Below are 22,416 nucleotides of genomic sequence, written 5' to 3' on the forward strand. Positions count from 1 at the left end.
ATGAGAAAAAAAACAAAAAAAATACAGGTCGGCGATCTTTTTATAGGCGGTGACGCCCCGATTTCGATACAATCGATGACGACTACCTATACGGAGGATGTCGATAAGACCGTCGAGCAGATCAAGGCGCTTCTTATCGCAGGGTGTGAAATAGTAAGAGTCGCAGTTCCTACGTTGGAAGCCGCCAGAGCGATCAGGGAAATCAAGAAGCAGGTCTCCTGTCCGATCGTCGCGGATATACATTTCGATTATAGACTTGCCCTCGCGGCGATTGAGGCGGGGGTCGACAAGGTTAGACTGAACCCAGGTAATATCGGGAGCGAAGAGCGGATCAAAGAAGTGGTCGAAGCGCTCAAGAGTAAGAGAATACCTGTGAGAATCGGAGTCAATTCGGGTTCTGTAGAAAAGGATCTGTTGGAAAAGTATGGGGCTCCGACACCAGAAGCGATGGTGGAGAGCGCACTTAGGCATGTACGGCTTGTTGAAAAATACGGCTATGATCAAATTGCGATTTCAATCAAGAGTTCGGATGTTGTAAATACGGTAAAAGCCTATAGGTTGCTATCAGAAGCCGTCGATTATCCTCTTCATGTAGGCGTAACCGAGGCAGGCACCCTTTTTCAGGCCAGTATCAAATCAGCTATGGGGATCGGATCTCTATTGCTAGACGGTATCGGAGATACCATTCGCGTCTCTGTCACTGGAGATCCTGTTCAAGAAATCAGGGTTGCTAAAGGCATTCTTGCATCGGCGGGAGTTAGGGAGTTCGGTCTGAAGATCGTATCTTGTCCTACTTGCGGCAGATGCCATATCGGACTTGAAACACTTGTGAATGAGGTGGAAGCCGCCTTATCACATATTACCGCTCCTGTCACAATCGCCATCATGGGTTGTGCTGTAAACGGCCCGGGAGAAGCGCGCGAGGCTGATTTTGGCATCGCAGGCGGGATCGGTGAGGCGCTTTTGTTCAAAAAGGGAGAGATCATTAAGAAAATCCCGCAGGAAAGCGTTGTTGATGAACTTAAAAAAGAGGTAGAGTCATGGATTGGAGAACTACGTGAGCTTTGATTTAAAACAGTTTCTAGAGTCTCAGACAAATCTTAAAATAGAAAAGGTCGCATTCGATCAAAACTCCAATGCGATCCACCTCGCTTTCGAAGGCCTGTCACTGGTGTCTGCAGAAGATGAAATCGCCATACAGGAATCGATTAAGCGTGAACTTAAATTTATTGAAGCGGTAACGACTCAAATTCGTTACCGCTTTGAATGTAGCCCTGAGCAAATGTTCAATTATGCAATCAGTAAAATGGTCAGAAGCGACCGGATCATGAGTCTAGTCGCCAAAATGCAGGTCACTGTCGAACCCAATGGTATCAAGTGGATGCCTGAGGATCCGGGAACCTACTATCAGGTGCTTAACCTAAAGCTTGAAGACCGAATCACCAGTTTCATCAACGACCGGTTCTCAAAGGCGATAAGGATCGATATCGTTGAGCCTGCGGATCTTGTGACACTTGATGATGAAGCTATCAACGAGAGAATGATCAACATGGTCGAGGCGTCAAAGCCGTCGTATGTCCCTAAGGAGGATCGTCCGGTTGCCAAGAAGTCGAAAGAGGTGCCTGAGGACGAGCTGGTCATCTATAAAAGAGCGATCAAGACGGAGCCTTCTCTTTTAACAGAACAGTTCGAGGAAGAGCAGGTAATCTGCATTGAAGGAGAAGCCTTCTCATTTGATTCAAGGGTCTTGTCTTCTGGAAAGACGATCTTCAGCTTTGCCTTATCAGATCACACCGATGCGATAAAGTGCAAGGTGTTCCTGGATAAGAAGGACGCCCAGTCTGTTCCGCCTAGAATGAGCAGCGGCAATTATTATCGTGTAGAGGGACGTCTTAGATACGATACCTACGAGAAAGACACGATACTTAACATATTGGCTATAAACGCCGCAAGTAGTCCTGAAAAGAGAAAGGATACTTCCGACCTTAAAAGAATTGAGCTGCATGCCCATACGAACATGAGCGCGATGGATGCCACGCCAAGTGCCAAGGCGATGGTCAAGCGCGCGATCAGTTGGGGACATCCAGCGATTGCGATCACAGACCATGGTGTTATCCAGTCGTTTCCAGATGCCATGAACGCTGCCGGCAAGGACATCAAGGTCATTTACGGTGTTGAGGGGTACCTGGTCAACGATGATATGCAAATCGTCGAGAACGTGCATGAGTACGGTCTGAACGACACTTTTATCGTGTTTGACATAGAAACAACAGGATTCTCACCAAGATATGACGGCATCACCGAAATTGGTGCCGTGAAGATAAGAAACGGCGAAGTGATCGACCGCTTCAGCAGATTTGTGAATCCAGAAAAGCAGATTCCACAGGTGGTTGTCGAGCTGACAGGCATCACAGATGAGATGGTCATGAACGAACCCACCATTTCTGAGATCCTGCCTGAGTTCATCGCCTTTTGTGAAGGTTGTCCCGTTGTCGCCCATAACGCCAAGTTCGATATGTCCTTTATGAGAGAAAAGGCGAGGCTCAACGGGTTGACCTTTGAACCTATGGTGCTATGCACACTGAAGCTTTCAAGAATGATCATGAAGGAGCTTGGCAGGCATAAACTAAATTATGTCGCGAAGAAACTCGGGATCAAACTTGAGAACCACCACAGGGCGGTTCATGACGCCGCGGCTACAGCAAAAATATTCGCTCGGTTTGTGGAGATGCTCTCTGAAAGGGATGTTTGTGATATCGATCAACTGATAGCGTACGGAAAAACGGCGATGGATATGAAGGATTACGACTCTTATCATGTGATCCTGCTGGTTAAGAACTATGCCGGTTTAAGAAACCTATATGAGATGATCAGTCATTCCCATATCAAAACCTTCTATAGAAAACCGCTGATTCCAAAGAGTCTCTTAAATGAAAAAAGAGAAGGCATACTTATCGGATCAGCATGTGAAGCAGGTGAAGTCTATCAGGCGATTCTCGCTCAAAAAGAGGACGATGAAGTTTCAGAGATCGCCCAGTTCTATGATTACCTTGAAGTACAGCCTGTCGGCAACAATCAGTTCCTTATTGAAAAAGGGCTGGTCAAGGACGTAGCGGAGCTGCAGCAGATCAATAGAAAGATCATCGACCTTGCAAAAGAGCAGGAAAAACCTTGCGTAGCCACATCGGACAGTCACTTCCTTGATCCTGAGGATGAAGTGTATAGACGCATACTGATGGCAGGTCAAGGATTTAAAGATGCGGATAACCAGCCTCCGCTATACTTAAAGACGACACAGGAGATGCTCGATGAGTTCTCCTATTTGGATAAAGAAACTGCCGAAGAGGTGGTCATTCATGCGACACATAAGGTAAACGACATGATCGAGTCGATTCTACCTGTTCCTGACGGAACGTTTCCTCCTGAAATCGAAGGTTCCAATGAGGAGCTAAGGGAAATGTGTTACCAGAAGGCGAAAAGGATTTATGGAGAGCCTTTACCCGACATCGTTGAAAAAAGACTCGAAAGGGAATTGCAGTCGATTATCGGTAACGGATACGCGGTGATGTACATTATCGCCCAGAAGCTCGTGACAAAGTCGATGGAAGACGGTTATCTTGTAGGCTCGAGGGGGTCTGTCGGATCTTCTTTCGCTGCGACCATGTCGGACATCACAGAGGTTAATCCGCTACCGCCGCATTATCACTGCAGAAGCTGCCTGTACAGCGAGTTCATCACAGACGGTAGTATCGCAAGCGGTGCGGACTTAAAGGATAAGACTTGTCCAAAGTGTGGTGACAATCTTAAAAAAGACGGTCATGATATTCCCTTTGAGACATTCCTAGGATTTGAGGGTGATAAGGAACCCGATATCGACCTCAACTTCGCCGGTGTCTATCAGGCGACCTCGCATGCCTACACAGAAGAGCTGTTTGGCGAAGGTTTTGTCTACAAGGCTGGTACCATCGGTACTGTCGCTGAGAAAACCGCCTTCGGATTCGTGAAGAAGTATGTTGAGGAAAAAGAGAAGAAGATGAATTATCATGAGGTCGTAAGGCTCGCTCAGGGGTGTGTCGGCGTCAGAAGGACTTCCGGACAGCATCCGGGCGGAATCATGGTTATTCCCCATTATAAGAACGTACATGATTTCACACCTATACAGTATCCTGCCAATGACAGTTCGAGCGGTGTCATCACAACGCATTTCGACTACCACTCGATCAGCGGTAGGATTCTAAAGCTTGACATACTCGGACACGATGTTCCGACTATCATTAAGATGACAGAAGATTTCACAGGTATCGACGCGATGGAGATTCCGCTTGACGATCCAGACACGCTAAAGATATTCACTTCAGTCAAATCACTTAAGATAGTCGACAAGGATTACCCGATCAAGATCGGAAGCCTCGGGATCCCCGAGTTTGGTACGAAATTTGTAAGACAGATGCTAGTGGACACTCAACCTACGAGCTTCGCGGAACTTGTTCAGATTTCGGGCCTTTCACACGGTACCGATGTTTGGATCAACAACGCTGCGGATCTTGTAGCCGATGGCATTGTTTCCTTAAAGGATGTTATTGGAACACGTGACGACATCATGGTCTATCTCATGTATGCCGGTCTTCCACCGAAGGATTCCTTCTTTATCATGGAAGGGGTCCGAAAAGGAAAGGGCCTAAAGCCTGAGCAGGAAGAGCAGATGAGGTCGTTCAACGTGCCTAAGTGGTATATTGAATCCTGTAAAAAGATCAAATACATGTTCCCTAAAGCCCATGCGGTAGCTTATGTCATGATGTCTGTGCGTATCGCCTACTTTAAAGTGCATCATCCGCTCGCCTTCTATGCGACCTTCTTTACGATTAAGGTAGACGACTTCGACGCCCATCTTGTTTCCCAGGGAAGAGATGCGATCAAGCAGAGGATGCAGGAGCTTGAGGAAATACCAAAGATGTCGACCAAGGAGCAAAACCAATATACCATTCTTGAAGCGACGTTTGAAATGTATGCCAGGGGTTTCGCCTGTAAGCCTGTGCATCTATACAATTCGGATGCTGAAAAGTTCAAGATAGAAGATGGACAGATACTCCCACCCTTAAGAGCGCTTCAGGGTGTCGGAGAGAACGCGGCTAAAAGTATCGTAGCCGCTAGGGAAGAAAGTGAATTTATTTCGATCAACGATGTCAAGACAAGAGGCAAGGCGAACAGATCCGTCATCGAGGCACTCGTCAACCATGGTGTTCTCAGAGGCCTTCCTGAGAGCAATCAGCTTAGTTTTGACATGTTTCTGACCGATGGTTTTTAAGATTTGCTAAAAATTTGCTTTTATCTGACACTTGTGGTATACTTACGTTAATTGAATCTATAATGACGAAAGAGTGGGCTGAAGCCCACTCTTTGTTATTATATGACTGTTCGAAAGCATTTAAGTGCACAAATATAATTGAAAGAACGTGAAGGAGGTTGTTATGAAAGGCAAGAAAGTGCGTGTTGTCGACTTGGTCGCCGACACTTTTAAGAAACTGGCTCAAAGCGAGCTTGAGAAATACGAGCTTGTGGATGTTGAGTTCGTAAAAGAAGGTAAACACCGTTATTTAAGGGTATATATCGATACGATTGATCCGAATGAAGGTGTGAGTATCGATGATTGCAAAATCGTAAGCCAGCAATTGAACCAGAAACTCGACGCGCTTGATCCGATTGAAGAAGAATATATTCTTGAAGTTTCTTCTCCAGGTATCGAACGCCCGTTAAAAAAGGAAGAGGATTTCATCAAATTTGCTGAAAAACTTGCACAAATCAAATTGTACTTCCCGATTAACGGATCAAAGATCATCGAAGGAATCCTCAAGGGGGTACAAGATGGTGAAGTACTTATTGAAGACGAGCGTAACAATGAGGTGATTTCTATCCCTAAGGATAAGATCGCTGCTGCAAAATTACTTTTTAGATTTTAATTAGGAGGTTTGACTTGTGAAAGGTGAACTAATCGAAGCCTTAGAGCAGATTGAAAAAGAAAAAGGCATATCAAAGGATACATTGATTGAGACTATTGAAGCAGCGCTAATCACTGCTTACAAAAAGAATTTTCCAGATTCCTTAAATGCTAAAATCCTTATCGATCGCGATACTGGTGATGTAAAGGTATATTCTAGAATGGTTGTCGTTGAAGAGTATTATGAAGACTACGATGAAATTCTTTTAGAAGATGCTAAATTGAAGGATCCAAACTACGAAATCGGCGACATCATTGAAGAAGAAGTCACACCGCGCGACTTTGGCAGAATCGCAGCACAAACTGCGAAACAAGTGGTTGTTCAACGTATTAGAGAAGCGGAAAGAAATGTTATTTTCGATGAATTCTCAAGTAGGGAATCAGAAATCGTGACAGGTCTTGTCCAGCGTCAGAACAAAGGTATCGCCTATATCAACCTTGGGAAAACAGAAGCGGTTCTTATTCCTTCTGAGCAGATTCCTGGTGAAGTATACGCACCTAACGAACGCGTCAAGACATATATCGTCGAAGTAAAAAGAACGTCTAAGGGACCTCAGGTTGTTGTGTCAAGAACGCATCCGGGTCTTGTGAAAAGATTGTTTGAACTTGAAGTACCTGAGATACATGACGGTGTCGTTGAAATCAAAAGCATTGCAAGGGAAGCTGGTTCAAGAACAAAACTTGCCGTGTATGCGAATGATGAGAACATCGATGCGGTCGGCGCTTGTGTAGGTCAACGTGGAGCCAGAGTTCAGACGATTGTGGATGAACTTAAGGGTGAAAAAATCGACATCATCAACTGGTCTGAAGACCCTAAGGTGTTTATTTCAAACGCGCTCAGTCCATCAGAAGTAATCAGTGTTCATGAAAATGCAGATGAGCGTAGCGCGCTTGTCATCGTACCGGACCACCAATTGTCTCTTGCCATCGGTAAAGAAGGTCAAAATGCCAGACTTGCTGCTAAATTGACGGGTTGGAAAATTGATATCAAAAGCCAAACGCAATATCAAGCCCTTTTAGATGCGCAAGCTGAAAAAAGCGAGGCGTAAGTCGTGAAAGCGAAAAAGGTACCTCAAAGAAAATGTTTGGGATGTAATGAACAATTTGATAAAAAAGATCTTGTGAGAGTAGTGAGAGATAAAGAAGGCCATGTCATTCTTGATACTACCGGCAAGGCTCATGGTAGAGGCGCTTATATTTGCAACAAGTCATCTTGTCTTGAGACGGCACTTAAGCGCAAAGCTATAGAACGTGCTCTTGAAGTTAAATTAACTGAAGAAGTGATCTCATCACTTAAAGAGGCGATCAAACATGAAAACTAAAGTCTTAACACTGTTAGGTTTTGCTCAAAAATCGGGAAATGTTGTCTCGGGTAGTGAAATTGTGGTTAAAACGATAGATAAGGGTAAAGTACGCCTCGTATTCGTCGGCAAAGACGCTGCGGAAGGTACTACAAAAAAAATAATACTGAGATGTCAGAGATTAAACATACCATTTTATAGTGAGTTGACCGTAGATGAGCTTTCAGGAGCTATAGGCAAGCACAATAGAACGGTGGTGGCAATTACCGATAAGGGATTTGCCACTCAAATACTATCTTTAATCAGCGACATGGGCATCTAGAGAAATTACTGGAGGTGCATGAATATGTCCAAAATTAGAATTTACCAAATTGCTAAAGAACTTAATATTCAGAATAAGGAATTAATAGAGAAACTGCACGAACTTGGGATTGAAGCCAACAACCATATGTCTACTGTGGAAGATGAGACAGTAGCAATGCTACAAGAATTATATGGTAAGTCTGATTCCACTGAAACTTCTAAACCTGCTGAAGAGGCAAAAAAAGAAGTTAAAGAAGAGGTGAAAGCCGAATCTGACGACAGTGATTCAAAAAAAGGCAGAAAGACATCTAAAAAGAGATGGCATTCTGAAGAGGAAGAGGAAGAAGTAGAGGAAGATACTACGATTTATCTACCTGCTAGAATGACAGTCGGTGATTTTTCAACTGTAATCGACGTAGCTGCGAACGAAGTTATCTTAAAGCTGATGAATCTTGGTGTCATGGCTGCGATGAACCACTATGTGGACTATGAGACACTTGAGCTATTGGCAAACGAGTTCGGGGTTGAAGTTGCACCAAAACCTGTAAAAGTTGACAAAGACGTAGTGGGTTATGACTTTGAAGATGAAGATAAGGATCTTGTTAAAAGAGCGCCTGTCGTAACAGTAATGGGCCATGTCGACCATGGTAAGACTTCACTGCTTGATGCGATCAGATCGACTGCCGTTACAGATACGGAAGCTGGCGGTATCACTCAGCATATCGGTGCGTCTGAAGTTCAGATCAACGGAGAGAAAATCGTATTTCTTGATACTCCAGGCCATGAAGCGTTTACATCACTTCGTGCTCGTGGCGCACAAGTTACCGATATCGCAATTTTAGTAGTTGCTGCCGATGACGGTGTTATGCCTCAGACGATTGAAGCGATCGACCACGCACGTGCTGCAAATGTGCCGATTATTGTCGCTGTCAATAAAATCGATAAGGACAATGCAAATCCTGATCGAGTGAAGCAAGAACTTTCTGATCTTGGCGTTTTAGTCGAGGATTGGGGCGGTGATGTCATTTCTGTTCCTGTGTCTGCACTAAAAGGCGAGAACATCGATACATTACTTGAAATGGTTCTATTGGTTGCTGAAATGAACGAGCTAAAAGCGAACCCAGACAGAAACGCTGTCGGTACGGTTATTGAAGCCAAGTTAGACAAAGGTCGTGGCGCGGTTGCAACGGTACTTGTTCAAAACGGTAGTCTTACAGTGGGTGACGCATTTGTTTGCGGTACTACATACGGGCGTGTTAGAGCACTATTCAACCACAAAGGCAAGAAAGTCAAAAAAGTGGGACCTTCATCTGCTGTGGAAGTAATCGGTATGAACGAAGTGGCAATGGCTGGAGATAAATTCTTCGCTGTTGATTCAGATAAGGAAGCAAAAAAAATCGCTGCGAAACGCGCGCTTCAAATTAAGGAAGACGCGATGGCTCGTGCTGATCAACACGTCACGCTTGAAGATATCTTCAATCAGATTCAAGCTGGTAAGGTAAAAGAGCTTAACCTGATCATCAAAGCTGATGCGCATGGTTCGTTAGAAGCACTTAGACACACACTTCTCAAGCTTAACAACGATGAAGTGAAGATCAACATCCAGCATGCCAATATCGGTGCGATCACTGAATCGGATATCATGTTGGCGACAGCTTCAAATACGATCGTTCTTGGTTTTAATGTAAGACCTTCTTCTACGGTTATCGGAATCGCTAAAAAAGAAGGCGTTGAAATTAAAACTTACCAGATCATCTATGAACTGATCAGCGATGTCGAGGCTGCTATGAAAGGTATGCTTGATCCGGAATTCGAAGAAGTTCAACTTGGAGAAGTTCAGGTTCGTGCTACTTTCAGACTACCGAATTCAGGTACCATCGCAGGTGGATACGTCATCAGCGGTAAAGTTGCCCGTAATTGCAAGGTTAGACTTCTTAGAGACGGTATCATCATCCACGACGGCGTATTGTCTTCATTAAAACGTTTTAAAGACGATGTTAAGGAAGTTGCTACCGGTTATGAGTGTGGATTAGGATTTGCCGGGTATAACGACTTAAAAGAAGGCGATATCATAGAAGCATATGTCATTCAGGAAAAACCTAGAAAATAGATATAAGAGGTGCTATTATGAAATTCGAACGTACGTTAAGAATATCAGAAGAGATCAAAAAAGTAGTCAGTCACCTTATCCGTTTTGAAATCAAGGATCCAAGAATTTCTAGTCTGACAAGCATCACTCATGTGGAAACTACAAATGACTTACGATTTGTAAATATCTATATCAGCGTGCTTGACGGACCTGAAAAGGCGCTTGAGACCATCAAAGGGCTCAACAGCGCTAAAGGATTCGTTAGAAAAGCAATCGGTAAGGAAGTGAAACTTAGAGCGACACCTGAACCGATCTTCAAGTTGGACGATTCGATCGCTCAAAGTGTCAGAATGGCTCAGTTAATCACAGAAGTATCAAAAGGACATTCTGATTCAGAGGATGAAATAAATGATAAAAAACAAGACGATTCTGAATAAATTCAATGCAATTGCAATCCTGCCGCATACTATGCCCGATGGTGATACCATCGGGTCGTCTGTGGCGCTTTTTTTAGGCCTGAAACAATTAGGTCACAAGGCTTATATCATCATTGACGACCAGATACCCGATGAGATCAAATGCATATCGGACGGACACATCACTTCAGTCAATGAGGCAAAGAACACAGGTCTGACGTTTGACCTTTGTATTTCTGTGGATATGAGCGATAACGAAAGACTCAGAGAAAGGCAGTTCTTTGCAGATACCGCCAAACTTTGGAACATAGACCATCATCAGACCAATACCTACTTTGGCGACCTTACGCTGGTGGATACCGCTGCCTCTGCGACGGGTGAGATCATCTTTGGTCTACTTCATGCCTGGGGAGTCACGCTGACTAGTGAGATTGCTGAAGCGCTTTACGTTGCAATTGTGACAGACACGGGCAGCTTCAAATATCAGAACACTACTGCTACGACCCACAGGATTGTAGCCGATTTACTTGAAGTCGGCATCGACACGGAAAAGATATCAAGGTCGCTCTATCACAACGAACCGCAAAGTAAGATACAGCTACATGCCGTATGCATGCAGGACCTTGCTTTCTATCAAAACGGCAAAGTCGCTGTGGCGGTGGTCTCGCAAGCGCTTCTCAAGGCTCATGCGGCAAATATGCTCGAGACGGATGGTCTGGTCGAAAAGATCAGGGATATCAGAGGCGTTGAGATGGTAGTGCTTTTAAAGGAAATAAACGATTCAGAGATTAAGATAAGTATGCGTTCTATCGGAGCTGTCGATGTTTCAAGTGTCGCCCAATCCTTTGGCGGTGGCGGACATAAGAATGCGGCCGGCTTTTCTGTCAAAGGCTCATTGCAGCTGGCGATTGATACTGTTGTAAATGAAGTAGTTGAAAAGGTCATCCTATGAACGGATTTTTAGTAATCGACAAGCCGGCAGGCATCACTTCTGCCAGAGTGGTAGGACAAGTGAAGAGGATGCTGCCTAAAAATACAAAGATCGGCCATACCGGAACCTTAGATCCCAATGTCACAGGAATTCTTCCTTTGGCAATCGGCAAGGCTACAAAAACCATCGGGTTTATGGATAATGAGACGAAAACCTACCGGGCGACTTTCTTACTTGGCACATCCACAGATACCGAGGATGTATGGGGAACGGTTCTTGATGAAAAAGACTGTCCGGAATTGTCTGCATCTGCAGTCGAAGAAGCTGTTCTCTCTTTTGTAGGAGAACAGGAACAGATACCGCCGATGTACTCCGCCTTGAAGAAAGATGGTAAGCGACTCTACGATCTTGCAAGGCAGGGAATGGTCGTAGAGAGGGCGCCTAGAAAGATTACGATTCATTCCATTGAGGATATCGTCTACGAGCATCCCTACGTAAGCTACACGGCAGTTTGCTCGCGTGGCACCTATATCCGCACACTTTGCGTGGATATGGCGAAAAAGCTTAACACGCTTGGCACAATGAGTTCGCTGATTAGACTTTCTAGCGGTCCGTTTACGATGGAGCATGCATGTAAGCTCGAGGACCTTGAGCCGCAGTCCATCGAAAGCCGTCTGATACCGCTTGATATCATCTTTGAAGGATTTGACGTCATTGAAGTGGATAGGTTGCACGCAAAACATCTGCTCAACGGTGTAAAGGTCGAGTTGATGCGGTTTGCCAAAAAGAAAGTTGAACCTGGCACGACTATCAAGGTCATGTATGATAATGAACTGATTGGAATTGCGACGGCAAAAGACGGCACGATTGCGATGACACAGCTTTTTAGCATGAACGAATCTTTAAAAAACGACTGCGGAGGTGTATGATGAAGGTTCTTAAACACCTGGAACACATGGAACTCAAAGAGGGCAGCGCTGTCGCACTAGGAACATTCGACGGTCTTCATATAGGACATCAGGCGGTAATCAACCATACTGTAAGGATGGCGTCTGAGAAAAACCTTCAATCCGTTGTGTTTACATTTTCAAATCTCCCAAGGCATTTCAATAAGGGCTTGTATCAGGAAGAACGTATCTTGTGTATCGACGATAAAATCGAACTGTTTGAGCAACTAGGTGTGGACGTGCTCGTTATCGTGCCGTTCAACTCCAAAGTGCAAGGCATGAGTCGTGAAGCGTTTTTAGAATACCTGCTTAAATCCCTGAACATGAAGTCGCTCACGGTGGGCTATAATTTCAGGTTCGGATTGAAGGCAGAGGGTACGGCCCAGTGGCTGCTTGAACAACAAGAGGCGTATGATTTTGAGTGCAAGGTGGTCAGTGCGGTTGTCGACCATTCCGATGTGGTCAGTTCGACACGTATAAGGGAAGCGCTTAGAAACGGCGACATCGAGCTTGCGAATGAACTTCTTGGACGCCACCACTATGTATCTGGTGTGGTTCATCCAGGAAAACAACTCGGTAGAACGATCGGATATCCGACTGCGAATCTCAAGATCAGTCCCAACATGACACTGATAAAATCAGGTGTTTATGTGACTGAAACCATCGTCGACGGCAGGATGTATCAAAGCGTCACCAATGTCGGCTTCAATCCTACTTTCGAGCAAGAGGACTTTAATCTTGAAACATTCATTTTCGACTTTGACGAGGTACTCTACCATAAAAGCATCAAGGTCGTATTTCGAAACAGGATCAGGGATGAACTCAAGTTTGGCTCTGTCGAGGAGTTGAAGGACTGGATTGCGAAGGACGTGCAAGAGGCTATGCGGTTTTTTGAGCGATAAGCCATTTACAAATCAGTTGAATTGATGTATAATTCATAAGTCAACTAGTGCTCAGTATTTAGACACTCCGACTTTATACTTGGCATTAGCGCAGAAAATCTAAGGAGGAATTACAATGATTACAAAAGAAAAAAAAGAAGCAATCATCAAAGAGTTTGGTATTAAAGAAGGCGACACTGGTTCTCCAGAAGTTCAAGTAGCTATCTTGACAAACAGAATCGCTGAACTTACTGAGCACTTGAAAGATCACCACAAAGATCACCACTCAAGAAGAGGTCTTTTGAAAATGGTAGGTCATAGAAAAAATCTTCTAGGCTACCTTAAAAACAAAGACATCGTTCGCTATAGAGAACTTATCGCGAGACTTGGCTTAAGAAAGTAATTGGAGAAGAACGGGTTATCCCGTTCTTTTTTAAATGCCTGAAAATGCTTGATTTGACAAGGGTTTTCTAGTATGCTATATGTAGGTAAAATTGCTCAGATTTCTTAGGATTTATTGTTATTTGTCCTACTTGTTGTGGTTCAAGAGCAAGATCTTTTGAGCTAGTCCAAGTAGGATAAATTCTAAGAAACTGACTGAACTTTCAGGAGGTAATGATGGAAGGTTTAGAAAGAAAAATTCATATTTTTGAAACAGAAATCGCAGATCGTCCACTAAAAGTGGAGATCGGCAAAGTTGCGACACTTGCTAGCGGATCATGTCTGATCAGCTACGGTGACACGATGGTTCTAGTCGCTGTTACAGCGTCTGCAAAGCCAAAAACAGGAATCGACTTCTTCCCGCTAAGTGTCGATTTTGAAGAAAAGCAATATGCGGTCGGTAAGATTCCAGGTGGCTTCATCAAACGTGAAGGCCGTCCATCGGAAAAAGCGGTCCTTACATCAAGACTTATCGACAGACCGATTCGTCCATTGTTCCCAGACGGTTACTTTAACGAAGTACAAGTAATCGCTCAAGTACTTTCTGTAGAACAGGACAATTCACCGGATATGGTTGCAATGCTAGGCGCATCTATCGCTTTATCTATCTCCGATATTCCATTTGATGGTCCTATCGCAGGTGTTACAGTCGGTTATGTGAACGGCGAGTATGTGATCAACCCTACAGTTGTTCAAACAGAAGCGTCTGATCTTCATTTGATCGTCGCTGGTACGGATGATGCCATCAACATGGTTGAAGCCGGAGCAAACATTTTACCTGAGGCAGTGGTTCTTGAAGCCCTACTTAAAGGTCATGATGAAATCAAACGCCTTTGTGCTTTTGTTTCTGACATTCAAGCTCAAATCGGTAAAGAAAAAAGCGTAGTACCTGCACTTCCGACGAATGAGGCACTTGATGCTGATATCGAGTCATTTGCAGGCAGAATGAATGAACTAGTTCGTATCCCTGGCAAAAAGGAACGTGGTTATGCGATTGACGCCTTAAAAGAGGAGATCGTCGCTGAACTATCTGAAAAATATCCAGAGGACGCGGATCGACTTAAAGGTCTGCTTAAAGGACTTGAAAAACGTGTGATGCGTGCGATGATCCTTAATGAGAAAGTCAGACCGGACGGTAGAAAACCTGATGAGATCAGACCGATTACTGTTGAGACAGGACTTATTCCTAGAACTCACGGATCTGGACTATTTACTCGTGGACTAACTCAAGCACTTACAATCACTACACTGGGCGCACTTGGTGAAGCTCAACGTATTGATGGTCTTGGTCTTGAAGAAACGAAGCGTTATATGCACCATTACAATTTTCCACCATACTCAGTAGGTGAGACAGGCTTCATGCGTGGTCCTAACAGACGCGCAATCGGTCACGGTGCTTTAGGCGAACGTGCACTTGTTCCTGTACTTCCAACTGAAGAGGCGTTCCCATACGCAATCAGACTTGTATCAGAAGTTGTAACTTGTAATGGTTCAAGTTCTCAAGCAAGTATCTGTGGTTCTTCACTTTCACTTATGGACGCAGGTGTTCCTATTTCTGCACCAGTTGCCGGTATCGCAATGGGCATGGTCGAGGAAAAAGGCGAACTTACTATCCTAAGTGATATTCAAGGTGTCGAGGACTTCCTAGGCGATATGGACTTCAAGGTTGCCGGTACGACAGAAGGTATCACTGCAATGCAGATGGATATCAAAATTGAAGGATTATCTCGTGATATCCTTGTAAGAGCGATGGAACAGGCTAGAGTGGGTAGACTTCATATCCTTGCTGAGATGGCTAAGGTTATCGATGCTCCTAGAGCTGAGATGTCAGATTACGCTCCAAGAGTTCACAGCTTAAGAATTAAACCAGACAAGATCAGAGATGTTATCGGACCGGGTGGTAAAATCATCAATAAAATCATTGATGAGACTGGCGTTAAGATCGATATCGACGATACAGGACTTGTACTTATCACTGCTCCTGATGGTCCAAGTGGTCAACGTGCTAAAGACATGATTGTTGGAATTACAAAAGACGTTGAAGTTGGTGAAGTTTATACAGCTAAAATTTCTAGAATTATGAAGTTTGGCGCATTTGCCGATCTTGGTAACGGCAAAGAAGGTTTAGTACACATTTCTCAACTTACAAAAGATCGTCTTGCCAATGTGGAAGACAAATTCAAAATTGGTGATGAGATTCAAGTCAAGATTATCGAAATCGATAAGCAAGGACGTATCAACCTTTCTAGAAAAGTTCTTTTGCAAGACGAAAAGTAAACTACAGTTAAGTTAAAACACGATGGATATGACGTAAGAGTCATATCCATCTTATTATATGGTGATTATATGTTTAATGTAAAAAAATTATCTAACGGAATCACAGTAATATCAAGGCATATGGACGCAGTGCGCTCATTGTCTATCGGCGTATGGATTAAGGCCGGATCAAATTTTGAAACAAAAGAGCAAGTGGGGATATCTCATTTGATCGAACATATGCTTTTTAAGGGAACCGATAAGAGAAGCGCCAAGGAAATTGCAGAAACAATCGACGGCATTGGCGGTTCGATCAACGCATTCACCTCAAAGGATTGTACGGCATACTATGCCAAAGTGCTTCATGAGGACGCCCCAATCGCAATCGATATCCTGTCGGATATGCTTCTTCATTCAAAATTTGATGAAAAGGAACTTCAGAAGGAGATCAACGTAGTCAAAGAAGAAATCGCCATGTATGAGGATTCGCCTGAAGATGTGGTATACGATCTTTTTGCCGAGCTCGCATATCCTGACCATCCCCTTGGGCTACCTATTTTGGGCTATCCTGAAACAGTGTCTAAAATCAGTGTCGAGGACATTAGAAACTACATGGACGATTTTTATGTGTCTGGCAATACGGTGATCGCTGTGGCAGGCTACCTACCTGAAAATCTGCTGGAGCTCTTGGAGGAATACTTCAAGTCCTACCCAGTGGGTGATCACGTCGTGGAACTAGGCTCGCCGACGATTGCAGCCGGATATAAGTTCGCGCATAAGGATATTGAGCAAAACCACCTCTGCATAGGTTTTGAAGGGGTGAAATTTGACTCGGAAGACTTTTATGCGATGCTTTTACTTTCCAATTATTTTGGAGGAACATCCAGTTCCAAGTTGTTTCAGCGTATCAGAGAGGATAACGGGCTGACTTATTCCATCTATTCTCATCCGACCTATTTCAAACACGCTGGAAACCTATCCATCTATCTGAGTTACCAACCTCAAAACGAGGAGGAGATCATACCTCTGATTGTGGAAGAATTACTTGATTTGAAGCAGGGTGTGACAGAGGAAATTCTGATCAGCATAAAGAATCAGCTGAAGGGGTCTTATATTCTTGGACTCGAAGGTAGCTCGAGCATTATGAACATTTTAGGAAAACGTGCGATTTACGATGCGCCGCTTCAGACGATGGATGCGATCATCGAAAGTATCAGCTCCATCACTTTGGAGCAGGTTCACAGACTGATCGATCAGGTGATTTCAAGTCCTGTCGCGATGACGATGGCGGGTAGGCTGGAAGAAAATGATGTGAAGGCCGTATACGAGAAGTTCACATCACTATTAGGGGGGTCAAATGAAAAAAATTAGAGTAGTCAATCATTCAAAGTTCGATTTGCCTCAGTATGAGACAGTTGGATCCGCCGGAATGGATTTAAAGGCGAATATCGATGAGCCGATCATCATCAAACCCTTTGAACGCATGCTGGTACCGACAGGACTGTTCATGGAAATTCCGATCGGATATGAAGGACAAGTTCGTGCAAGATCAGGTCTGTCGATTAAAAAGGGTATCACACTGATTAATGCTGTAGGTACAATAGACAGCGATTATCGGGGGGAAGTCAAAGTTCCACTTGTAAATCTTTCTCAAGATGAGTTTGTTTTAAACCCAGGCGAGCGCATCGCTCAGCTTGTCATCACAGAATATACCCGTGCGGAATGGGAGTCTGTTGAATCCCTTGAAGACACGGCTCGTGGAGCAGGCGGATTCGGCTCCACTGGATCATAGGGGGATTTATCGGATTGAAGATCAAGGTGATGAAGTTTGGTGGAACATCGGTAGCAACCGATGCTTCGCGTACTATTCTAGTAGATAAGATCAGACAGAATGTACAGAATGGTTATAAGGTGATTGCAGTGGTTTCTGCAATGGGACGCTTAGGCCAGCCCTATGCGACGGATTCGTTACTTGGCTTATTGCCAAGCGATGTACCGGAAAACGCACCTGAAAGGGACCTTTTGCAGAGCTGCGGTGAAACGATTTCGAGTGCGGTGATCACTTCTTTGCTGAATGTGGCCAAGATACGTTCTTTGCCTCTAATGGGGTTTCAGGCAGGCATTGTCACAGATAGCCATCACGGTGACGCCAATGTCTTAAAAGTGGACAAGGAGAGGGTGAACGCCCTTCTTTGTGACTACGATGTGCTTGTCGTGACTGGATTCCAGGGAATGAGCCAAGACGGATTCATAACGACACTCGGAAGAGGCGGTAGCGACTATACGGCTTCGATCTTAGGCGTGGCATTTGATGCCGAGTCCATCGAGATCTTTACGGATGTGGACGGAGTGATGACCGCTGACCCCCGTGTGGTAAAAGAAGCCAAGGTGCTTAAGGAGATCTCGCATTCCGAGGTCTACCAAATGGCTGTGGACGGAGCGAAGGTTGTCGATCATAAAGCGGTTGAATTTGCCATGAAGGCTGGTAAAGCCCTTGTCATCAAAAATACCTTTTCGGAGGAAGCGGGTACGGTCATCAAAGATATGGTCTATGATATCACAGGCAAGTTTATCGATAAGGGGCCTGTGTTCACAGCGATCACTTCAAAAAGCGATATGGTGATGGTTAGTGTGTATCCTGAAAACAGGGATATATCGATCAATGAAAAGATGATGAGCGGACTTGAATCCGCAGGCGTAGATGTCGATATGATCAATTTCTTCACGAACAGAAGATTGTTTGTCATCCACGCAAAACAGTATGACCTGGCTAGAAAAGTACTTGACCATCTGGAGCTAAAGTACGAATTGACGCAAAGACTTTCAAAGGTAACTGCGATAGGCGCCAATATGAGGTATGTGCCAAGCGTTTCAAAATCCGTTTTGCGAGCCTTGTCAAACGAGGACATTGAGATTCTTCAAGCGGTTGAGACGAGTTCGACAGTAGCGTGTCTTGTTCATCTTGATCAAGCGGATGCAGCTGTCAATGTGCTACATAGGTACTATGCGCTATGAAATTGCTACTATAAATTTAGATACTAAAAAAGCTGTTGTCGGAGTTGAATCCGACAACAGCTTTTTTGCTTGTTCTGTCTATTTGATCGCAAGCATGACTTCGCGAATCAATTTTGAAGCGACTGCGGTACTTACACCTGTCGCATCGTAATCCGGTGATAGCTCGACAATGTCTGCCCCGACCACGTTTAGCGGGATGAACTCGAGTATCGCATCCAGCATTTCATTAAAAGAGATGCCACCTGGTTCAGGCGTGCCTGTTCCAGGGAAGATGGATGGATCTAGGATATCAAGGTCGATTGTGATATAAACAGGCTTTCCAAGCAGTTTTTTAGAAATCTCAGCGAGGGTTTCCGTATTGAACTTGTTCATATACACATGTTTTCCGCTTGCGGCAAAATCAAATTCTGTTTTTGTGCCAGAGCGTATTCCGAACTGGAAGATGCGTCCATCGCCTAAGATGTCATAGATCTTTCTGATCACAGTCGCATGAGAAAGCGGTTCTCCCATATAATCTGTTCTTAAATCCGTATGAGCGTCAAAATGAAGCACGTGAAGATCTGGATATTTCTTTGCTAGTACCTTTGCAAGACCCAATGAGACAAGGTGTTCTCCACCGATCATGACAGGAATCTTATCCGCTTCGATTAGTTGAGTAGAGAAGGTTTCGATTTGTCTTAAGACTTCTTCCTTGTTACCAAAAGGGAACTCCAAATCACCGGCATCGTGGATTCTATAATCTTGAAGATCTCTTTCGCTGTACGGGCTATAGGTTTCAAGACCATATGAATCGAATCGGATCTTACTAGGTGCGAATCTTGAACCTGCTCGGTAGGAGCTTGTGCCGTCGAATGGGGCTCCGAAAAGAACTATTTCAGAAGACTCGTAATCGGAATCACAACCGATGAACTGATACTGATTAAACAGTTCCATTTTCAAATTTCTCCTTCACATAACTTGGAAGCGCGAATGCGCCTTTGTGCAACTCTGTATTGTAGTATTTTGTCTTAAGGCCATGTTGATCCCATGTGGAAGCGTTAAAGTCCTTTAAGGGGTGATGTTTTTTAGATGCGAAGTTGAACAACCAGTAACCACCTGGATAAGTAGGGATAACCGCCTGGTACACTTCAACGATCGGGAACATCTTATTTAATTTGATATTTGAGCTGATACCGACTTCGAAGAACTTTTCGTAGATAGGTGTTTCGTTCTGATTGACTAGAATACCGTCAGCAGTCAAGGCTCTATAGCAATTGTTATAGAATTCTGTTGTGAAGAGGCCCTCGCCAGGACCCACAGGATCTGTTGAGTCGATCAGGATGATGTCGTAATGGTCGACTTTGTCTTCCATCCATTTTACGCCGTCTTCATAATATAGATGTACTTTTTCATGCGTAAGCGCACTTGAGATAGAAGGGAAGTACTCTTTAGCCACATCGCATACCATCTTGTCGATTTCTACCATGTCGATATGTTCTATGCCCGGGTATCTGACAAGTTCTCTTACCGTTCCGCCATCTCCACCGCCGATTACAAGCACGCGCTTAGGATTTGGATGAATAGCCATTGCTGGATGAACAATCATGTCGTGGTAAACAAATTCGTCTTTTTCAGTTACCATAACAAGACCGTCAAGTGTCATAAGGTTTCCGTACTCAAATGTCTTCAGTACATCAACCTTTTGAAATAGACTTTGATCTGAAAATAGGTGTTTATCAACTCTAAGCGATATTTTAACATCGTCGGTGTGCGCTTCACTATACCATAAATCCATTTTGAACCTCCTCGATAATCACTAGATGTGATTCCAATCCATTATTAGCTTATTGCAGGCTGTAAAACACGCAATAAATGACTATATAAATATATCATCAATTCCTTCAAAGTCAATAGTTTGAGTCCTATTTTCATGAATAATTTACATTTGACATGTGTACTCCTACTCCGTATACTAAAAGCGTTGACATAGAAGAAGGAGTGGTTAAATCAATGATACTTTATAAAATAATGAAACAAGCCGATTTTGACGGTGTAGATCAATTGCTTATGGCTAACGGTATGGCGGTTCAACCGTTTATGACGATGATGCACAATGCGACTATTCTTGTTATCGACAATAAGGTCTGCGGATATGCGACCTACAAGATGACCGATGATGAGACGGCCGAACTAAAAGCCTTGCTTATAGATAAAGATGTACGCGCAAAGCAGTATGGAGATGGACTGATAAAAGCACTGCTGAATAATATGGAGCAGAGGGGGATCACCAAGGTATACGCTTCATCTGAGGCCGCACCCGTATCGTTCCTCGAACACGTTGGATTTGATCCTGTTTCTTTAGAGATTTCTAGTCCGGAACAAGCACTTGAAAAGGATGCGTCGTTTACGCATGTAGCTAAGCTGCCTGAGTTTTTCGATACCGCGTGTAAGAGTAAGAGAAAGTAGCTGATGAAGTGAAAAAATTAGGAAACGCCACTCAGATGAACCGCTTGTTCATCAATGAGTTTATAAAAGAGGGGATGATCGTTCTAGATGCGACACTCGGAAAAGGCAGCGACGCCCTTAGCCTGCTAGAAAAAATCGGGTCTTCGGGCAGATTATACGGCTTTGACGTCCAGCAGGAAGCGATCAACTATTCAGAAACTAGGTTGAGTAGCCAGGGGTATGAAAACTACGAGCTTTTGTGCGACTCACATGAGCATATCGAAAACCATATTAAAGAAGCAATTGATTTTGCCGTATTCAATCTTGGCTATCTGCCTTCCTATAATAAGGACATCACGACAACAGCCAGGAGTACGGTCAGTGCAATGGAGAGTGCGTTCAAACTTCTCAAAGTCGGGGGTCTACTCATGGTGACGGTCTATCCAGGTCATCAAAACGGACTAGAGGAGGCAAGGCTGCTCGCTCAACGGATTCCGCAAGTGGATCAGAAGGTAGCCGACATCCTGCATTACCAATTTATCAATCAGGTGAACCATCCGCCTTTTACCTATTTAATTGAAAAGAAAAACGAAGGGAAGCTTTGGAATGAACATACTACTGACAAACGATGACGGTTTTGACGCTCCTGGACTGAAGGCGATTGTCGAAGCGCTAAAGAACGAGCACAACCTATATGTATGTGCGCCGGATGTCGGTATGAGCGCCATGGGACATGCGATCACGATCAACAGGCATATGAGGATCGACGAAGACCAAATCGATGGTATCGTCAAGGGATACCGTATCGGGGGCACACCTGCCGACTGCACCAAGCTTGCGCTGTTGTCGATCTATAAGGATGTAAGCATAGATCTTGTCATTTCAGGAATGAACAATGGAGGGAATATCGGCACAGAAGTCGTCTATTCGGGTACCTTTGCCGCTGCGCATGAAGCCCACCGCTTCAACTATAATGCGATTGCTGTTTCCCTTGTGAACTCAAAAAGAGTTCCTGAGCCTGATTTTACTCCTGCAGCTGAGCACTTTGCAGCGTTTATCGGAAGTATCGGATTCGGTGATCAGGTTTTCTTTTACAATATCAACTATCCTGAAGACAGATCGGAGTTCGACTTGATACAGACATCCTCTGCAGATGTCAGGTATGAGGAAAAGGCGGATGTTGAAATAAGAGCCGGTATCAAGTGGATCGCCCTCGACGGGGATCCTGTCGATGTTTCTTTGGACGCCAATACGGATTTTAAACGGCTAAAGCAAGGTTTTGCAACACTTGTGAACATTAAACCTGATTGGTCGACCTATATTCACGATCAGAATACCAAGAGACTGAAGACACTTTAGACACCCTAAGGTGTCTTTTTGTATACCATTACTCAGTTATGCTGCTATGTGAGTGGAC

21 protein-coding genes are annotated in these 22,416 nt (G+C 44.2%); 19 read left to right on the top strand and 2 right to left on the bottom strand.

Annotated features, from left to right (window positions below; genetic code table 11):
• The 16 genes from ispG (at position 1) to DWB64_RS08540 (ending at position 18,575) form a co-directional block, all read left to right on the top strand.
• Positions 1 to 1,068, top strand: a complete 1,068-nt coding sequence (gene ispG / locus DWB64_RS08465) for a flavodoxin-dependent (E)-4-hydroxy-3-methylbut-2-enyl-diphosphate synthase (RefSeq protein WP_129487790.1) — start codon at positions 1 to 3, stop codon at positions 1,066 to 1,068.
• Positions 1,058 to 5,305, top strand: coding sequence for a PolC-type DNA polymerase III (locus DWB64_RS08470; RefSeq protein WP_243118962.1), 4,248 nt, complete (start codon positions 1,058 to 1,060; stop codon positions 5,303 to 5,305). Before ispG ends, DWB64_RS08470 begins: the two co-directional genes overlap by 11 nt.
• A gap of 163 nt (positions 5,306 to 5,468) precedes the next feature.
• Positions 5,469 to 5,957: a ribosome maturation factor RimP gene (gene rimP, locus DWB64_RS08475; protein ID WP_129487792.1), complete on the top strand. Its 489-nt coding sequence runs from the start codon at positions 5,469 to 5,471 to the stop codon at positions 5,955 to 5,957.
• A 16-nt stretch (positions 5,958 to 5,973) separates the two neighbouring features.
• Complete coding sequence (gene nusA / locus DWB64_RS08480) at positions 5,974 to 7,044, top strand: transcription termination factor NusA (RefSeq protein WP_129487793.1); 1,071 nt, start codon at positions 5,974 to 5,976, stop codon at positions 7,042 to 7,044.
• A gap of 3 nt (positions 7,045 to 7,047) precedes the next feature.
• Entirely contained in the window at positions 7,048 to 7,317 is a 270-nt protein-coding gene (rnpM, locus tag DWB64_RS08485; RefSeq protein WP_129487794.1) for an RNase P modulator RnpM, read from the top strand.
• A complete protein-coding gene (locus DWB64_RS08490; RefSeq protein WP_129487795.1) occupies positions 7,307 to 7,618 on the top strand; it encodes a ribosomal L7Ae/L30e/S12e/Gadd45 family protein in 312 nt (103 codons plus the stop codon). The genes rnpM and DWB64_RS08490 overlap by 11 nt, the downstream gene beginning before the upstream one ends.
• A gap of 24 nt (positions 7,619 to 7,642) precedes the next feature.
• The gene (gene infB, locus DWB64_RS08495; RefSeq protein ID WP_129487796.1) at positions 7,643 to 9,709 is read left to right on the top strand and encodes a translation initiation factor IF-2; all 2,067 of its coding nucleotides are present in this window, start codon (positions 7,643 to 7,645) and stop codon (positions 9,707 to 9,709) included.
• Positions 9,710 to 9,726: 17 nt separating this feature from the next.
• Positions 9,727 to 10,125 (top strand): 30S ribosome-binding factor RbfA, encoded by a 399-nt coding sequence (gene rbfA / locus DWB64_RS08500; RefSeq protein ID WP_129487797.1) that lies wholly within the window; start codon positions 9,727 to 9,729, stop codon positions 10,123 to 10,125.
• A complete protein-coding gene (locus DWB64_RS08505) occupies positions 10,097 to 11,056 on the top strand; it encodes a bifunctional oligoribonuclease/PAP phosphatase NrnA (RefSeq protein ID WP_129487798.1) in 960 nt (319 codons plus the stop codon). Before rbfA ends, DWB64_RS08505 begins: the two co-directional genes overlap by 29 nt.
• The gene (truB, locus tag DWB64_RS08510) at positions 11,053 to 11,964 is read left to right on the top strand and encodes a tRNA pseudouridine(55) synthase TruB (protein WP_129487799.1); all 912 of its coding nucleotides are present in this window, start codon (positions 11,053 to 11,055) and stop codon (positions 11,962 to 11,964) included. Before DWB64_RS08505 ends, truB begins: the two co-directional genes overlap by 4 nt.
• The gene (locus tag DWB64_RS08515) at positions 11,964 to 12,884 is read left to right on the top strand and encodes a bifunctional riboflavin kinase/FAD synthetase (RefSeq protein WP_164980317.1); all 921 of its coding nucleotides are present in this window, start codon (positions 11,964 to 11,966) and stop codon (positions 12,882 to 12,884) included. The genes truB and DWB64_RS08515 overlap by 1 nt, the downstream gene beginning before the upstream one ends.
• A 115-nt stretch (positions 12,885 to 12,999) precedes the next feature.
• On the top strand, positions 13,000 to 13,266 hold the full coding sequence (gene rpsO, locus DWB64_RS08520; RefSeq protein WP_129487801.1) for a 30S ribosomal protein S15: 267 nt from the start codon (positions 13,000 to 13,002) through the stop codon (positions 13,264 to 13,266).
• 215 nt (positions 13,267 to 13,481) lie between these two features.
• Positions 13,482 to 15,581, top strand: a complete 2,100-nt coding sequence (gene pnp / locus DWB64_RS08525) for a polyribonucleotide nucleotidyltransferase (protein WP_129487802.1) — start codon at positions 13,482 to 13,484, stop codon at positions 15,579 to 15,581.
• 69 nt (positions 15,582 to 15,650) lie between these two features.
• Positions 15,651 to 16,931, top strand: coding sequence for a pitrilysin family protein (locus tag DWB64_RS08530; protein WP_129487803.1), 1,281 nt, complete (start codon positions 15,651 to 15,653; stop codon positions 16,929 to 16,931).
• A complete protein-coding gene (gene dut, locus DWB64_RS08535) occupies positions 16,918 to 17,352 on the top strand; it encodes a dUTP diphosphatase (RefSeq protein ID WP_129487804.1) in 435 nt (144 codons plus the stop codon). The genes DWB64_RS08530 and dut overlap by 14 nt, the downstream gene beginning before the upstream one ends.
• Positions 17,353 to 17,366: 14 nt before the next feature.
• Positions 17,367 to 18,575 carry an aspartate kinase gene (locus DWB64_RS08540; RefSeq protein ID WP_129487805.1) on the top strand — a complete coding sequence of 403 codons (1,209 nt, stop codon included), beginning with the start codon at positions 17,367 to 17,369 and terminating at the stop codon, positions 18,573 to 18,575.
• A gap of 78 nt (positions 18,576 to 18,653) precedes the next feature.
• On the opposite strand, the gene speB is transcribed toward DWB64_RS08540, so the two are convergent.
• Positions 18,654 to 19,508: an agmatinase gene (gene speB, locus DWB64_RS08545; protein ID WP_129487806.1), complete on the bottom strand. Its 855-nt coding sequence runs from the start codon at positions 19,506 to 19,508 to the stop codon at positions 18,654 to 18,656.
• Positions 19,495 to 20,349 (bottom strand): polyamine aminopropyltransferase, encoded by an 855-nt coding sequence (gene speE, locus DWB64_RS08550; protein WP_129487807.1) that lies wholly within the window; start codon positions 20,347 to 20,349, stop codon positions 19,495 to 19,497. The genes speB and speE overlap by 14 nt, the downstream gene beginning before the upstream one ends.
• A 215-nt stretch (positions 20,350 to 20,564) precedes the next feature.
• Here speE and DWB64_RS08555 point away from each other — a divergent pair, with 215 nt between their 5' ends.
• From DWB64_RS08555 to surE, 3 genes are read left to right on the top strand one after another with little or no spacing between them, the layout of a single operon-like run.
• The gene (locus DWB64_RS08555; protein ID WP_164980318.1) at positions 20,565 to 21,020 is read left to right on the top strand and encodes a GNAT family N-acetyltransferase; all 456 of its coding nucleotides are present in this window, start codon (positions 20,565 to 20,567) and stop codon (positions 21,018 to 21,020) included.
• Between the two features lie 8 nt (positions 21,021 to 21,028).
• The gene (locus DWB64_RS08560) at positions 21,029 to 21,631 is read left to right on the top strand and encodes a class I SAM-dependent methyltransferase (protein ID WP_129487809.1); all 603 of its coding nucleotides are present in this window, start codon (positions 21,029 to 21,031) and stop codon (positions 21,629 to 21,631) included.
• Positions 21,606 to 22,358: a 5'/3'-nucleotidase SurE gene (surE, locus tag DWB64_RS08565; RefSeq protein WP_129487810.1), complete on the top strand. Its 753-nt coding sequence runs from the start codon at positions 21,606 to 21,608 to the stop codon at positions 22,356 to 22,358. The genes DWB64_RS08560 and surE overlap by 26 nt, the downstream gene beginning before the upstream one ends.
• Positions 22,359 to 22,416: the final 58 nt, after the last annotated feature.

It is taken from the genome of Fusibacter sp. A1 (assembly GCF_004125825.1).
GTDB lineage: Bacteria > Bacillota > Clostridia > Peptostreptococcales > Acidaminobacteraceae > QQWI01.